Raw genomic sequence first — 15,913 nt, forward strand, 5'->3', positions numbered from 1 at the left:
ACCCTCACCCATGTCCTGGCTGTCCAGGTTCAGCCTCGCGCAACGGGCCTTGATCGGGCTGATGTCGATCATCGCGCTCGTCTTCGGGGCGATCGCGATACCCCAGCTCAAGCAGCAGCTGCTGCCCACCATCGAACTGCCCATGGTGTCGGTGCTGGCCCCGTACCAGGGCGCGTCACCGGACGTGGTCGAGAAGCAGGTCGTCGAACCGATCGAGGACACCCTCGAAGCCGTCGACGGCATCAGCGGCGTCACCTCCACCGCCAGCGAGGGCAACGCCGTGATCATGGCGTCCTTCGACTACGGCAATGACACCGAGCAGTTGGTCGCCGACGTACAGCAGGCCGTCAACCGGGCCCGCGTCCAGCTCCCGGACGACGTCGACCCGCAGGTCGTCGCCGGTTCCACGGACGACATCCCGACCGTCGTCCTCGCCGTCACCTCCGGCCGGGACCAGCAGGCCCTGGCCGACCAGGTCGACAAGACCGTCGTGCCGGACCTGAAGAGCATCGACGGCGTCGGCCAGGTCACCGTCGACGGTGTCCGGGACGTCCAGGTCACCGTTACGCCCGACGACGCCAAGCTCGCCAGGGCGGGTCTGACCTCGCAGTCCCTCTCCCAGGCGCTCCAGGCCGGCGGCGCGACCGTCCCGGCCGGCTCCTTCGACGAGGGCGGCGCCAACCGCACGGTCCAGGTCGGCGGCGGTCTCACCTCGCTGAAGCAGATCCAGGACCTGATGGTGACGGGCGAGCCCGGCGCCAAGGGCAAGCCGGTGCGGCTCGGTGACGTCGCCACGGTGAAGCAGCAGGAGGCCACGGCCGACTCCATCACCCGCACCGACGGCAAGCCCAGCCTCTCCGTCGCCGTCACCATGGACCGCGACGGCAGCGCGGTCGCCATCTCCGACGCCGTCCGGGACAAGCTGCCCGACCTGCGCAAGGACCTCGGTTCCGGCGCGACCCTCACGGTCGTCAGCGACCAGGGTCCGGCCGTGTCGAAGTCCATCAAGGGCCTGACCACCGAAGGCGCGCTCGGTCTGCTCTTCGCGGTCCTGGTGATCCTGGTCTTCCTGGCCTCGATCCGCTCGACGGTCGTGACCGCGGTGTCCATCCCGCTGTCCGTGGTGCTCGCCCTGATCGTGCTGTGGACGCGCGACCTGTCGCTGAACGTCCTCACGCTGGGCGCCCTGACCATCGCCATCGGCCGGGTCGTCGACGACTCGATCGTGGTCCTGGAGAACATCAAGCGTCACCTCGGCTACGGCGAGGAGCGTCACTCGGCCATCCTCAACGCCGTCCGCGAGGTGGCCGGCGCGGTGACGTCCTCGACGCTCACCACGGTCGCGGTGTTCCTGCCGATCGGCCTGGTCGGCGGCATGGTGGGCGAGCTGTTCGGCTCGTTCAGCCTGACCGTGACGGCCGCCCTGCTGGCGTCCCTCCTCGTCTCCCTGACGGTCGTGCCGGTCCTGTCGTACTGGTTCCTGCGGCCCCCGAAGGGCACCCCCGAGGACGCGGCCGAGGCACGTCGGCTGGCCGAGGAGAAGGAGGCCAGGAGCCGCCTCCAGCGCATCTACGTCCCCGTCCTGCGCTTCGCGACCCGCCGCCGACTCACCAGCGTGGCCATCGCCGTCGTCGTCCTGGCCGGCACGTTCGGCATGGCGCCGCTGCTGAAGACGAACTTCTTCGACCAGGGCGAGCAGGAAGTCCTCACCGTCAAGCAGGAACTGAAGCCCGGCACCAGCCTGGCCGCGACCGACGCCCGGGCGAAGAAGGTCGAGCAGCTGCTCGCCGCCACCGAGGGCGTGAAGGACTACCAGGTCACCGTCGGCTCGTCCGGCTTCATGGCGGCCTTCGGCGGCGGCACGGACAGCAACCAGGCCTCGTACCAGGTGATGCTGGACGACTCGGCGTCCTACGAGGACGTCCAGAGCAGCATCGAGAAGGGTCTGGCGGGCCTGAAGGGCATCGGCACGACCACGGTCGCCGCCGGTGACGGCTTCGCCAGCCAGGACCTCAGCGTGGTCGTGAAGGCCGCCGACGCCGACGTCCTGCGCACGTCCGCCGAGGAGGTCCGCAAGGCGGTCGCCTCCCTCGACGACGTCACGGACGTCTCCAGCGACCTGGCGACCAGCGTGCCGCGCATCTCGGTCAGGGCCAACGACGAGGCGGCCGCGGCCGGTTTCGACGACCAGACCCTCGGTGCGGCCGTCGCCCAGGCCGTCCGCGGCACCACCGTGGCCAAGGCGGTCCTGGACGACACCGAGCGCGACGTCGTCATCCGCTCGGCGAAGCCCGCCACGACCCTGAAGCAGCTTCGGGACCTGCGCCTGGGCGGCACGGTGAAGCTCGGCGACATCGCCACCGTCAAGCTGGTCGACGGGCCGGTCTCCATGACCCGCATCGACGGGCAGCGCGCGGCCACCATCACCGCGAAGCCGGCCGGCGACAACACCGGCGCGGTCAGCGCCCAGCTTCAGTCCAAGATCAACGCGCTGAAGCTCCCGGACGGCGCCACGGCGTCCATCGGCGGCGTCTCCGAGGACCAGGACGAGGCGTTCGCCAACCTGGGCCTGGCGATGCTGGCGGCCATCGCGATCGTGTTCATGCTGCTGGTGGGCACCTTCCGGTCCCTGATCCAGCCACTGATCCTGCTCGTCTCCATCCCGTTCGCCGCCACCGGCGCGATCGGCCTCCTGATCGCCACCGGCACCCCGATGGGCGTCCCGGCCATGATCGGCATGCTGATGCTGATCGGCATCGTGGTGACGAACGCGATCGTGCTGATCGACCTGATCAACCAGTACCGCAAGCAGGGCCACGGCGTCGTCGAGGCCGTGATCGAGGGCGGTCGGCACCGGCTGCGTCCGATCCTCATGACCGCCCTGGCGACCATTTTCGCCCTGCTGCCCATGGCCCTCGGCATCACCGGTGAGGGCGGCTTCATCGCCCAGCCGCTGGCCGTGGTCGTGATCGGCGGCCTGGTGACGTCGACGCTGCTCACCCTGCTGCTGGTGCCGACGCTCTACGCGATGGTCGAGCTCCGCAAGGAGCGCCGGGCGAAGAAGCGCGCGGAGAAGAAGGGCCTGCCCGCCGAGCGGGCGGACGCGGAGGAGCCGGAGCCCGCGAACGTGTGACGGCCTGACCCGGCGGCGGGGGGGGCCCCCCCCCCCCCCCCCGGGGGGGCGCCCCCCCCCCCGGGGGGGGGGGGCCCCCCCCCCCCCGGGGGCGGGGCCCCCCCCGCCCGCGTGTGCGTTCCGTATCCTGTGGCCTCGAACTGCTTTACGCGTTAAGGGGATTCAGGCGTGCCGCTGCACAGCGACGACCCGAAGTCGGTCGGCGGTTACCGGCTGCTCGACCGGCTCGGGGCCGGGGGGATGGGCGTCGTCTACCGGGCCAGGGCGCGTTCGGGCCGTGACGTGGCCATCAAGGTCGTGCACGCCCAGTACGCGGCGGACCCCGTCTTCCGCGCCCGGTTCCGGCAGGAGATCGCGGCGGTCCGCAAGGTCAGCGGAGCCTTCACGGCACCGGTCCTGGACGCGGACCCCGAGGCGGCCCGGCCCTGGATGGCCACCCAGTACGTGCCCGGGCCCTCACTCGCCCGGCGGATCCGCGACCAGGGCGCCCTTCCGGACGCCGAACTGCGCGGTCTGGCCCTGGGCCTGGTGGAGGCCCTGCGCGACATCCACCGGGCAGGGGTGGTGCACCGGGACCTGAAGCCGGCCAACGTCCTGCTGGCCGAAGACGGCCCGCGTGTCATCGACTTCGGCATCTCCCGCGCGGCGGAGAACCACCAGACGCTGACCGAAACCGGCCAGATGATCGGCACACCACCTTTCATGTCCCCCGAACAGCTCGTCGACGCCCGCACGGTCGGCCCGGCGTCGGACGTCTTCTCACTCGGGGCACTGCTGGTGTACGCCGTCACCGGACGCGGCCCCTTCGACGCGGACAGCCCCTATCTGACGGCGTACCGGGTGGTGCACGACGAACCCGTGCTGGACGGCGTCGGCGCGCCGCTGCGCGGGCTGCTGGGGCGCTGCCTGTCCAAGGAGCCCGCGGACCGGCCCGGACTCGACGAACTGGCCCGGGAGCTGGTGGCCGTCCTGCCCGCGCCGGCGGACGGCGACCCGGCCACCATGCCGCTTCGCGCGAACAGGCTCCCGGCCGTCGAGCCCCTCCACCCCGCGACCGTGGCCGACCCGCCGGGCGCCACCCGCCCCCGCCGTCGTGTCCGCCCGCTGCTCGCAGCGACGGGCACGGTCGGCGCCGTCGTCCTCGGCCTGACGGCCTATCTGACGCTCGGCCCCGGCTGGGCGCGGAGCACCGACCGGCCGGGCACCTCACCGTCCGCGAACTCCCGGTGGGCGGCACCGCCGGCCGGCTGGAAGCCCTGGCAGACGACCGTGTACGAGACGGCCGGGCGCGGTGTGCGGAAGGCGCAGCAGCCGCAGGCCGGCGGGTCGCGGGGCGGGCCGGAGTGCCGGGCGTACGAGGGGGCCGTCTACTGCGCGGGCGACGGGATCCTCCCCGTCCGCCTGGACGGGAAGACGGGCGAGACCGTCTGGCGCGCGGGCCCGGCGGCGTCCGTCACCGGCGACGACTTCTCCAGGTTCGTGATCCTCGCCTTCTGGGACGACACGGTCCTGGTGCGGCAGGAACCCCCGGGTGAAGGCACGACCCGGGTCTTCGCGTTCGACACCGGGACCGGTGACCGGCTCTGGGACCGCGAGGTGAACGACGAGTGGTCTGAGGTGGCCTTCTCCGGCGGCATCGTCGTCATCCCGGAGGGCGACGGCACCTCGGTCACGGCCCGCTCGGCCCGCACCGGCGCCGCGCGCTGGACGGAACGGCTGCCCGCGAAGCACGCCTGCGGGATCACGGAGGTCACCCGGAAGCTGTACCTGCAGTGCGGCCCGGAGGAGGGAGGGGAGGACGGTCTCGTCATGGCACTGCACCCGGCCGACGGCCCGGCGCGCCGGCTGAGCGTCCCGATCGGGGCCGGGCTGCTCGGCGCCTTCGAGGGCCGGCTCCTGTTCCTTGACCCGACTCGGGACGAGGACGGGAACATCCTCATGGGGCAGGACGCGCCGTATGCGGGAATCCGGCTGGTGGACCCCGGCACAGGTGCGCAGAGCACGACGAAGCTGGCCGAGAAGTACGAGGGCGAGGTGGCACTGGCGGACGGCACTCTGTGGTTCGCCACCTCCAGCGGACGGGTCACCGCCGTGTCGGCCCGCACGGGCCGACCGCTGTGGCAGACCCCGACCAGCCTGGAACAGCCGGGCGAGGCGACGTACGACCCGCGGACCCGCGCCGTGTACCTCGCCAGTGCCAGCGGCCGCGTCGGGGCGCTCGACGCGAAGAAGGGCACGCTGCTGTGGGAGACGCAGCCGCGGGCCCAGAGCAACGCCACCAACTGGGGCGCCACCCCGGTGCGGCTCCTGGAAGGCGCCCTGGTCGCGGCCACTCCCGGTGGCAGCGTCTTCAGCCTCGACCCCGCGCACCCCGAGCGGAAACCGCGCTCGGGGTGACGTGGGGCAGGGCGACGGCTACGGCAGGGCCAGCATCCGCTCCAGGGCCAGCTTCGCGAAGGCCTCCGTCTCCTTGTCCACCTGGATGCGGTTGACGAGGTTGCCCTCGGCCAAGGACTCCAGGGCCCAGACGAGGTGGGGGAGGTCGATGCGGTTCATGGTCGAGCAGAAGCAGACCGTCTTGTCGAGGAAGACGATCTCCTTGCCCTCGGGCGCGAAACGGTTCGCCAGCCGGCGGACCAGGTTCAGCTCCGTGCCGATGGCCCACTTGGAACCGGCCGGCGCGGCCTCCAGGGCCTTGATGATGTACTCCGTCGAGCCGACGTAGTCCGCCGCGGCCACGACCTCGTGCCGGCACTCGGGGTGGACCAGGACGTTCACCCCCGGGATGCGCTCGCGCACGTCGTTCACCGAGTCCAGGCTGAAGCGGCCGTGCACCGAGCAGTGGCCGCGCCACAGGATCATCTTGGCCGCGCGCAGCTCTTCGGCCGTCAGACCGCCGTTCGGCTTGTGCGGGTTGTAGAGGACGCAGTCCTCCAGGGACATGCCCATGTCCCGCACGGCGGTGTTGCGGCCCAGGTGCTGGTCCGGGAGGAAGAGGACCTTCTCGCCCTGCTCGAAGGCCCAGTTCAGGGCGCGCTTGGCGTTGGACGAGGTGCAGATCGTGCCGCCGTGCTTGCCCGTGAACGCCTTGATGTCGGCGGAGGAGTTCATGTACGAGACGGGTACGACCTGCTCGGCTATGCCGGCCTCGGTCAGCACGTCCCAGCATTCGGCGACCTGCTCGGCCGTCGCCATGTCGGCCATCGAGCAGCCGGCGGCGAGGTCGGGCAGCACGACCTTCTGGTCGTCGGACGTCAGGATGTCCGCCGACTCCGCCATGAAGTGCACGCCGCAGAAGACGATGTACTCGGCCTCCGGGCGGGCGGCCGCGTCCCGGGCCAGCTTGAACGAGTCGCCGGTCACGTCGGCGAACTGGATGACCTCGTCGCGCTGGTAGTGGTGGCCGAGCACGAACACCTTGTCCCCGAGCTTCTCCTTCGCCTTGCGGGCGCGCTCCACCAGGTCCGGGTCGGACGGCGAGGGCAGGTCGCCGGGACACTCCACACCGCGCTCACTCTTCGGGTCGGCCTCACGGCCGAGGAGCAGCAGGGCGAGGGGCGTCGGCTGTACGTCGAGGTCCTGGGTCTGGGCGGTGGTCACGACACGCACCCTTTCTGTTTCTGCGACTTTTCGTCGATTTGACGCTATCTATCATAACCGCTTCACGTCACTTTGCCGATGGCCATAGCGTCGGTGTGACGTGAATCCCGGTGAGGCGCCGTTCATTCCCGGGAAGACCCGGAAAGAGCCGTTTTCCGGTTCCCGGTGCGTGTGCGAGCATGAAAAGGAGCCGAGATCGAGCGCCCGGCTCCGGAATGAATCCGGGGCCCCGCCGGTTGGAACCGTCGGCAAGCAGTCTCCGTACAACCCGGGAGAGATGTAGATGTCCGTATCGGACGAGACCAGCACCGTCACCGACGGCATCATCCTGACCGACGCCGCCGCGTCCAAGGTCAAGGCGCTGCTCGACCAGGAAGGCCGCGAAGACCTCGCGCTGCGCGTCGCCGTCCAGCCCGGCGGCTGCTCCGGTCTGCGCTACCAGCTCTTCTTCGACGAGCGCGCCCTCGACGGCGACGTGGAGAAGGACTTCGGCGGTGTGAAGGTCGTCACCGACCGCATGAGCGCCCCGTACCTGGGCGGTGCCACGATCGACTTCGTGGACACCATCGAGAAGCAGGGCTTCACGATCGACAACCCGAACGCGACGGGCTCCTGCGCCTGCGGCGACTCCTTCAGCTGAGCCTGCCGAGCCGCCCCAGGCGGCCGCGCACACGACGAAGGCGGCGACCCCCCTTGCGAGGGGGTCGCCGCCTCGTGCTGTACGCCCGTTCCTACCGCTCCCGCGTCGGGGGAGCCGGCAGCCGCGCGCCCTCCTTGGCCAGCGGGACCGCCTTGCCGTCCGCGTTCACCACGGCCCGGTCACCGAGCGGCTCGTCCAGCTGCACGGTCTTCTGGAACTGCTTGGCGATCATGATGCAGACCTTGCCCTGCCACGGGGTCGACGTCACCGTGACCGTTACCTCGTCGCCCTTCTCGCTCGCCTTCACGTCGTAGTCGGCGCACACCCCGCCCGTGAAGGTCACCGTCAGCTCCGAGCCCTCGGCCCGGTAGCCGTCCACCTTCACCTCGCGAGGACCGGGAGCCGACGTCGGCCGGTCACCGGGCCCGTCCGTCTCCGTCTCCGGGGAGACCAGGTACTTCGGCTCCACCGCCGGGTACGTCACGGTGAACGGGTCCTTCGCGCCCGGTGCCGTCACCTCGAACAGCCAGGACGGCACCAGTGCCTGCCGTCCGTCCACGACGTGCGCGGCCAGCCCGAACACCGCGTTCTCGACCGTGACCGCGTCCTGCTTCCCGGCGCCGCTCGCCGGCTGCTCGCAGGGCTGCTCCCGGCGGTCCTCGAGCGGCACGGGACTGGCGCAGCCGCCGATGCCCATCCGGTGATCGTTCTTCGGCTGCCCGTTCATCAGCTCCAGCGCCTTCTCGGCGCCGACCACGGGGTAGGTGTCGCCCTTCACCGGCGTCTTGAGCTGACCGCTGCCGCCGACGACCTCCCCGTCCGAGCCGACGGTGATCCCGGTGGCCCAGCCGTGCGTGGGCAGTCCGCCGACCTCGGGTGCGGCGTTCACCACCCGCTGGGCCCCCGTGACCTGGCTCGCGTCGAGCTTCGCGTCGTCCTGGCCCACGGCCTTCAGCACGGGCGCGGCGGCCTTCTCGGCCACCTCCTCGCTCACCGGTGAGCCCCCGGACCGCGGGGCGGTACAGGTGTCGGTGCCCTTGCAGTTGTCGGTGCCCGGGGCGTAACGGCTGAACGTCCAGGTCCCCGGCGCCTGCCTGTTCACCTGGAGGCTCGGCCCGGACCCGTCCTGACCCCCGATCCTCCAGGCCTCGCCCTGCGCCCTCGGCGTCCCCTCGACCCCGAGGGCCTTCGCCAGCCGGGCCACGTCCTCCTTGCTCACCTCGCCCCGCGCCCGGTACACCGGCGCCTTGCCCGGACCGTCCGGCAGGGCGCCGTCGGCCCGGTACGTGGCGCCGTAGGGGTTGGGCTCGCCGGGCGCGATGCCGTTCCGGCCGTCCGTCGTGGACTCCGAGTGCCCGTCGAGTGCGAGCGGCGGGGGAGTGCCGTCCCCACCGGGCGCACCGGGCGTCGTACCGCCACCCGCCCCACCGGACGCGGTGGAGGCGAGCCAGGCTCCGCCCCCGCCGATCAGCAGCACGGCGGCGGCGACGGAGGCGATGATCGCGGGCGTGCGGGGGCGGCCACCCGCGTGGTGGAACAGATCCTCCTCGTCGCGGGGGAGGCCGCCACCCGGCGCCGCGGCGGCACGGGGGTGGGCTGTCCCGGCGCCGGTGTCGTCCGCGGCGGCGTCGTGGGCCGGTCGCGGGGTGGTGCCGGGGCGGGTTCTCCGAGTGCCGGCGTCGTCCGGGGCGGCGTCGCCGGACGGCTCCGGTGCCGGGGCGGGGTGGGCCTCCTCGGCGCCCGCGCCTTCGGAGGCGGGCTCGCGATCCGGGGCCGACTCGGCAGCGGCTTCCCGGCCCCCGGTCGCCGGGGTCCGCCCGTCGTCGGCCTGCCGGTCGTCGGCCTGCCGGTCGTCGGGCACGTCCGGCTGAGCGGCTTCCGGCGCACGGTGCTCGTCGGCCTGTGCGGCTTCCGGCGCACCACGCTCATCCGTCCGTGCGGCTTCCGGCCCGCCGTGCTCGACGGCCGCCGGGGCCGCCGCCTCGGCCTCGTCGCCCTCCGCCGGCTTGGCCTCAGCAGCCCGCTCCCCGTCACCGGGGGCGCCGGAGGACTCGGCCGCCCCGGCGTCCCCGGCGTCCTCGTCGAACCCGGCGGTACCCGGCGACACCTCGGCTTCGGCCGACGCCTCGGCCCGCGCCGAGGTTCCGGCGTGCGCCGGACCCGGCCGCTCGGCCTCCCGGGCGCCGGCGGTCGCGCCGCCCGCTTCCCTGGCGTCGTCGTCGTTGTCGGGTCGCTCGGTGTTCACCGCATCGCTCCTTCGGCTGCACAGCTGTCCCATGGGACCCGGCCCGTCACCTACGGGCCCGCTGGTGGGTCGTATCCCGCCTCCCCTTTACGGGGGACAGCGATGGGACGCAGCGGGGGAGCACACGGTTCCCGCTGATGCGCCGTTCAGTCGCCGTAGTCCTCCATGGCGTCGAGCAGCCGTGCGGACGCCGGGGGTACGGACACGCCGTGGATCAGGGCCGGGGAGACCGGCCGCGAGGCGACCCGGTCGGGGACCGCCCAGTGCGGAGCCATCCGTGCCCCGTCACCCGGCAGCGACGCCAGTTCGCCTTCCAGGTCGACCGGAGCGGCCACGTGGACCTTGAGGTTCGTCATAGCGGCACCGTAGGCACGGTCGAGCTCACGGAGAAAGATCTACTATCGGGTAGTTTCGATTCCTTCAGAGCCGCCCCGCCCACCCGATAGCGTGAACCGTCAAGGTCCGCCTCCCTCAGGAGAGTCCACGCCGTGCGCATCGCAGTCTCCGGCTCCATCGCCACCGACCACCTCATGACCTTCCCCGGCCGCTTCGCCGACCAGCTCGTAGCGGACCAGCTGCACACGGTCTCGCTGTCGTTCCTGGTCGACAAGCTCGACGTCCGCCGCGGCGGCGTCGCCGCGAACATCGCGTTCGGCATGGGACAGCTCGGCACCCGGCCGATCCTGGTCGGCGCCGCGGGCGCGGACTTCGACGAGTACCGCGCCTGGCTGGAGCGGCACGGCGTCGACACCGACTCCGTCCGCATCTCCGACACACTGCACACCGCCCGCTTCGTGTGCACGACCGACGCCGACCACAACCAGATCGGCTCCTTCTACACCGGCGCCATGAGCGAGGCCCGCCTCATCGAGCTCAAGACCGTCTCCGACCGCGTCGGCGGTCTCGACCTCGTCTCCATCGGTGCCGACGACCCGGAGGCCATGCTCCGCCACACCGAGGAGTGCCGCTCCCGGAACATCCCGTTCGCCGCTGACTTCTCCCAGCAGATCGCCCGGATGGACGGCGAGGAGATCCGCATCCTGCTGGACGGGGCGACGTACCTCTTCTCCAACGAGTACGAGAAGGGCCTCATCGAGACCAAGACCGGCTGGAGCGACGCCGAGATCCTGTCCCGGGTGGGCCACCGGGTCACCACCCTCGGCGCGCGCGGCGTACGCATCGAGCGGACCGGCGATGACCCGATCGAGGTCGGCACGCCCGACGAGGAGCGCAAGGCCGACCCCACGGGTGTCGGCGACGCCTTCCGCGCCGGTTTCCTCTCGGGTCTGGCGTGGAGCGTCTCCCTGGAGCGCGCCGCGCAGGTCGGGTGCATGCTGGCGACGCTCGTCATCGAGACGGTGGGGACGCAGGAGTACCAGCTGCGGCGCGGGCACTTCATGGAGCGGTTCACCAAGGCCTACGGGGACGAGGCGGCGGCGGAAGTGCAGGCGCATCTTTCCTGATCGTCGTCCGTTCGTGGGCGCGGGGGCCGGTCGCGCAGTCCCCCGCGCCCCGTCGGGCCGGTCAGCCCACCCGGCGGACCAGATAGGCGGTCCCCCGGTCCGCCGGCTCCTCCCCGACGTACTCCTGACCGCGCATCTCGCACCACGCGGGAATGTCCAGCCGGGCCGCCTCGTCGTCCGACAGCACCCGCACCAGAGCGCCCACCGGCACATCGCCGATGACCTTCGCCAGCTCGATCACCGGAATCGGGCAGCGTTTGCCGAGGGAATCCACGACCAGGACGTCCTCCTCGCGGGCGACCACGGAGGCGGCCGGCGCGCCCAGCTTCTCCCGGACCGCCGCCACGGTCCCGGGAAGGACGGCCAGGAACCTCTCCACTTCCTCCTCGGCAGCGCCCGGCGGCAGCGAAACCCGCACGTTCCCCTCACTCAGCACGCCCATGGCCCGCAGCACATGGCTCGGCGTCAGCGTGCTGCTCGTGCAGGACGATCCGGACGAGACGGAGAAATCCTCGCGGTCCAGTTCGTGCAGGAGCGCCTCGCCGTCGACGTACAGGCAGGAGAAGGTGACGACCCCGGGCAGCCTGCGCACCGGATGCCCCACCACCTCGACGTCGGGGACCAGCCGCGGCACCCGTGCCCGGATCCGTTCCGTCAGCTCCCGCAGCCGCGCCGCCTCCTCGGCCGCCTCCGCCCGTACGGCCCGCAGCGACGCGGCCGCCGCCACGATCGCCGGGATGTTCTCGAAACCGGGTGCCCGCCCCGACTCCCGCTCGTCCACCGGCCCTTGCGCCGCGAACCGCACACCCTTGCGCACGACGAGCAGCCCGACCCCGGACGGCCCGCCCCACTTGTGCGCACTGGCCGCGAGCAGTGACCAGTCCCCTTCCACCGGCCCCCACCCCAGCGACTGCGCCGCGTCCACCAGCAACGGCACCCCGGCCTCCCGGCACACCTCGGCCACCGCCGCGACGGGCTGCTCGGTCCCGACCTCGTGATTGGCGGACTGGAGACAGGCCAGCGCGGTGTCCTCGCGCAGGGCAGCCGCGTAGGCCGCCGGATCCGCCGACCCGGTGCGGTCCACCCCGACCTGGGTGACGCTCCCTCCGGCCGCCTCGAGGAGCTCCGCCGAATGCAGTACAGAGGAGTGTTCGACCGCGGACACGATCAGGTGACGCCCGACCCGCCGCCGCCCGGCCAGCGCCCCGGCAATCCCCGTGTGCACGGCACGGGTTCCGGACGAGGTGAAGGTCAGCTCGTCCGGCCGGCATCCCACCGCCTCGGCGGCACTCTCCCGTGCCGCGTCCAACAGCACCCGGGCGCGCCGCCCCTCCCTGTACAGACGTGCGGGATCCGCCCACCCCTCGTCGAGCGAGGCCAGCAGAGCCTGCCGGGCGATCGGATGCAGCGGAGCAGCGGAAGCAGCGTCGAAGTAGGCCACACGGCAACGCTAGAACGTCCCCGGGGACAGCGAACCTCTGGGGCCCGGGGAACTGCGCGAACAGCCACAAACCACCCGCAGCCGCCAAATCGGCGAACCACCCGGGTGAGTAGGCACCCCTCCCCGAGAACCCCCGGAAGGCGTCGGCTAGGGTTTGCTCCGCATAAACATCCAAACCCCTGCCCGACGCAGGGCCGCGACCGACCAGCGAGAAGGCCAGGCCGCAGCCGATCCGCGCGGGCGAGACTCTCGGGAAGGCGCTACGTGAGTCCCAACGGCTCCGACCGCTCGCCGCGGCGCCCGATGCGGCGGAAGCTGCTGCAGGCACTGACCGCGGGCCTGGTCTTGGCGACAGCCACCGGTTGCTCGTACAACTGGGAAGACTTCCCCCGCCTTGGTATGCCCACCCCGACCACGGAAGAGGCTCCGCGGATCCTCTCCCTGTGGCAGGGGTCCTGGGCGGCTGCGCTCGCCGTCGGCGTGCTGGTGTGGGGTCTGATCCTGTGGAGTGCTTTCTTCCACCGGCGCAGCCGCACCAAGGTCGAGGTTCCTCCGCAGACCCGGTACAACATGCCCATCGAGGCGCTGTACACCGTGGTCCCGCTCATCATCGTCTCGGTGCTGTTCTACTTCACCGCCCGTGACGAGTCCGAGCTGCTCAGCCTCAAGAAGAAGCCCGACGTCACGGTCAACGTGGTCGGCTTCCAGTGGAGCTGGTGCTTCAACTACATCGAGCCCGTCGCCGGTTCCTCCGGTGACGCGAAGACCTCCAAGGACCTGGACGCGATCCCGGACCGCTTCAAGGAGGCCTTCCCGGCCAACGCCGGCGGCACCTACGACTGCGGCACCCCCGGTACGCGGAACCCGCAGACCAACAACCCGGGCCCGACCCTCTGGCTCCCCGAGGGCAAGACGGTCCGCTTCGTCCTGACCTCGCGTGACGTCATCCACTCGTTCTGGGTGGTGCCGTTCCTCATGAAGCAGGACGTCATCCCGGGCCACACCAACGCCTTCGAGGTGACCCCCAACAAGCAGGGCACCTTCCTCGGCAAGTGCGCCGAGCTCTGCGGCGTCGACCACTCCCGGATGCTGTTCAACGTGAAGGTCGTCTCCCCCGAGCGCTACGAGCAGCACCTCAAGGACCTCGTGAAGAAGGGGCAGACCGGTTACGTTCCCGCCGGCATCGAGCAGGCGGGCCACGAGAAGAACCGGGAGTCGAACGTACTGTGAGCATCCTGAATGAACCCAAGGGTGCCGCGGCAGCTGGGTCCCACTACGAGGACGAGTTGCCGGTCCGGCGCCAGAACCGCGGCAGTGTCGTGGTCAAGTGGCTGACGACCACGGATCACAAGACGATCGGCACGCTGTACCTGGTGACGTCGTTCGCGTTCTTCGTCATCGGTGGTGTGATGGCGCTGCTCATGCGCGCCGAGCTCGCCCGCCCTGGTCTGCAGATCATGTCGAACGAACAGTTCAACCAGGCGTTCACGATGCACGGCACGATCATGCTGCTGATGTTCGCGACGCCGCTGTTCGCCGGCTTCGCGAACTGGATCATGCCGCTGCAGATCGGCGCGCCGGACGTGGCGTTCCCGCGGCTGAACATGTTCGCCTACTGGCTGTACCTGTTCGGCTCGCTCATCGCGGTCGGCGGCTTCCTCACCCCGCAGGGCGCCGCGGACTTCGGCTGGTTCGCCTACAGCCCGCTCTCGGACGCGGTCCGCTCCCCGGGCATCGGCGCCGACATGTGGATCATGGGTCTGGCCTTCTCCGGCTTCGGCACCATCCTCGGCTCGGTCAACTTCATCACCACGATCATCTGCATGCGCGCCCCGGGCATGACGATGTTCCGCATGCCGATCTTCACCTGGAACGTGCTGCTGACCGGTGTCCTGGTCCTGCTCGCCTTCCCGGTCCTGGCCGCGGCCCTGTTCGCCCTGGAGGCGGACCGCAAGTTCGGCGCCCACATCTTCGACTCCGCCAACGGCGGCGCGTTGCTGTGGCAACACCTCTTCTGGTTCTTCGGCCATCCGGAGGTGTACATCATCGCCCTGCCGTTCTTCGGCATCATCTCCGAGGTCATTCCGGTCTTCTCCCGCAAGCCGATGTTCGGCTACACGGGTCTGATCGGCGCGACCATCGCGATCGCGGGTCTGTCCGTGACGGTGTGGGCGCACCACATGTACGTCACCGGCGGTGTGCTGCTGCCGTTCTTCTCCTTCATGACGTTCCTCATCGCGGTCCCGACCGGTGTGAAGTTCTTCAACTGGATCGGCACCATGTGGAAGGGCTCGCTGTCCTTCGAGACGCCGATGCTCTGGGCGACCGGCTTCCTGATCACCTTCACCTTCGGTGGTCTGACCGGTGTCATCCTGGCCTCGCCGCCGATGGACTTCCACGTCTCCGACTCCTACTTCGTGGTGGCCCACTTCCACTACGTCGTCTTCGGCACCGTGGTCTTCGCGATGTTCTCCGGCTTCCACTTCTGGTGGCCGAAGTGGACCGGCAAGATGCTGGACGAGCGCCTCGGCAAGATCACCTTCTGGACGCTGTTCATCGGCTTCCACGGCACGTTCCTGGTCCAGCACTGGCTGGGCGCCGAGGGCATGCCGCGCCGTTACGCCGACTACCTGGCGGCCGACGGCTTCACCGCGCTGAACACGATCTCGACGATCAGCTCGTTCCTGCTCGGCATGTCGATCCTGCCGTTCTTCTACAACGTGTGGAAGACGGCCAAGTACGGCAAGCCGGTCGGCGTCGACGACCCGTGGGGCTACGGCCGTTCCCTGGAGTGGGCGACCTCCTGCCCGCCGCCGCGGCACAACTTCATCACCATGCCGCGGATCCGCAGTGAATCCCCGGCGTTCGACCTGCACCACCCCGAGATCGCCGCTCTCGACCAGCTCGAGAACACCGGTCACGGCGACAAGGCCCTCGCTGGCGGCAAGGAGGCCGGCAAGTGAAGATCCAGGGCAAGATGTTCATGTGGCTGAGCGCATTCGTGCTCGTCATGGCGGTCGTCTACGGCTTCTGGTCGCAGGAACCGGCCGGCACCACGGCCCTCTTCCTGGCCTTCGGCCTGTGCATCATGATCGGCTTCTATCTCGGCTTCACGGCCAAGAGGGTCGACGTGGGCGCGCAGGACAACAAGGAGGCGGACGTCGCGGACGACGCCGGCGAGGTCGGGTTCTTCAGCCCGCACAGCTGGCAGCCGCTCTCGCTGGCCATCGGCGGCGCCCTCGCCTTCCTGTCGATCGCGATCGGCTGGTGGCTGATGTACTTCTCGCTGCCGATCATCCTGATCGGGGTCTGGGGCTGGGTCTTCGAGTACTACCGCGGTGAGAACCGCACCCAGTAACACGCGCCGAGCGCACAGGGGCCCGGACACTCC

General features: G+C 70.8%; 11 protein-coding genes. 7 read left to right on the top strand and 4 right to left on the bottom strand.

The features are described 5' to 3' along the window. Window positions 1-10 precede the first annotated feature (10 nt). Window positions 11-3,133 (top strand): efflux RND transporter permease subunit, encoded by a 3,123-nt coding sequence (locus ACIQHQ_RS04425; RefSeq protein WP_402609952.1) that lies wholly within the window; start codon window positions 11-13, stop codon window positions 3,131-3,133. A 168-nt stretch (window positions 3,134-3,301) separates the two neighbouring features. Next, window positions 3,302-5,530, top strand: coding sequence for a protein kinase (locus tag ACIQHQ_RS04430; protein WP_402609954.1), 2,229 nt, complete (start codon window positions 3,302-3,304; stop codon window positions 5,528-5,530). Between the two features lie 18 nt (window positions 5,531-5,548). Here the strand turns inward: ACIQHQ_RS04430 and nadA are convergent, their stop codons facing one another. Further along, window positions 5,549-6,733 (bottom strand): quinolinate synthase NadA, encoded by a 1,185-nt coding sequence (nadA, locus tag ACIQHQ_RS04435; protein WP_402609956.1) that lies wholly within the window; start codon window positions 6,731-6,733, stop codon window positions 5,549-5,551. Between the two features lie 283 nt (window positions 6,734-7,016). On the opposite strand from nadA, the gene ACIQHQ_RS04440 reads away from it, so the two are divergent. After that, complete coding sequence (locus tag ACIQHQ_RS04440; RefSeq protein ID WP_031109243.1) at window positions 7,017-7,373, top strand: iron-sulfur cluster assembly accessory protein; 357 nt, start codon at window positions 7,017-7,019, stop codon at window positions 7,371-7,373. Window positions 7,374-7,464: 91 nt separating this feature from the next. Here ACIQHQ_RS04440 and ACIQHQ_RS04445 read toward each other — a convergent pair whose 3' ends face one another. Beyond that, window positions 7,465-9,234 (bottom strand): hypothetical protein, encoded by a 1,770-nt coding sequence (locus tag ACIQHQ_RS04445; protein WP_402610622.1) that lies wholly within the window; start codon window positions 9,232-9,234, stop codon window positions 7,465-7,467. Window positions 9,235-9,764: 530 nt separating this feature from the next. After that, window positions 9,765-9,974 carry a hypothetical protein gene (locus tag ACIQHQ_RS04450; RefSeq protein WP_402609958.1) on the bottom strand — a complete coding sequence of 70 codons (210 nt, stop codon included), beginning with the start codon at window positions 9,972-9,974 and terminating at the stop codon, window positions 9,765-9,767. Between the two features lie 132 nt (window positions 9,975-10,106). On the opposite strand from ACIQHQ_RS04450, the gene ACIQHQ_RS04455 reads away from it, so the two are divergent. Further along, on the top strand, window positions 10,107-11,081 hold the full coding sequence (locus tag ACIQHQ_RS04455) for a carbohydrate kinase family protein (RefSeq protein ID WP_402609960.1): 975 nt from the start codon (window positions 10,107-10,109) through the stop codon (window positions 11,079-11,081). A 61-nt stretch (window positions 11,082-11,142) separates the two neighbouring features. Here ACIQHQ_RS04455 and ACIQHQ_RS04460 read toward each other — a convergent pair whose 3' ends face one another. Then, window positions 11,143-12,522 (bottom strand): cysteine desulfurase/sulfurtransferase TusA family protein, encoded by a 1,380-nt coding sequence (locus ACIQHQ_RS04460; protein WP_402609962.1) that lies wholly within the window; start codon window positions 12,520-12,522, stop codon window positions 11,143-11,145. A 264-nt stretch (window positions 12,523-12,786) separates the two neighbouring features. Between ACIQHQ_RS04460 and coxB the strand changes: the two genes are divergently transcribed. Genes coxB through ACIQHQ_RS04475 form a run of 3 tightly spaced genes read left to right on the top strand, consistent with a single transcriptional unit; the run spans window position 12,787 to window position 15,880 of the window. Beyond that, entirely contained in the window at window positions 12,787-13,752 is a 966-nt protein-coding gene (gene coxB, locus ACIQHQ_RS04465; protein ID WP_402609964.1) for a cytochrome c oxidase subunit II, read from the top strand. Further along, window positions 13,749-15,485 (top strand): cytochrome c oxidase subunit I, encoded by a 1,737-nt coding sequence (ctaD, locus tag ACIQHQ_RS04470; protein ID WP_402609966.1) that lies wholly within the window; start codon window positions 13,749-13,751, stop codon window positions 15,483-15,485. Before coxB ends, ctaD begins: the two co-directional genes overlap by 4 nt. Further along, entirely contained in the window at window positions 15,482-15,880 is a 399-nt protein-coding gene (locus ACIQHQ_RS04475) for a cytochrome c oxidase subunit 4 (protein ID WP_390990242.1), read from the top strand. Before ctaD ends, ACIQHQ_RS04475 begins: the two co-directional genes overlap by 4 nt. Window positions 15,881-15,913 lie beyond the last annotated feature (33 nt).

The sequence above is a fragment of the Streptomyces sp. NPDC092370 genome (assembly GCF_044755265.1).
Taxonomy (GTDB): Bacteria; Actinomycetota; Actinomycetes; order Streptomycetales; family Streptomycetaceae; genus Streptomyces.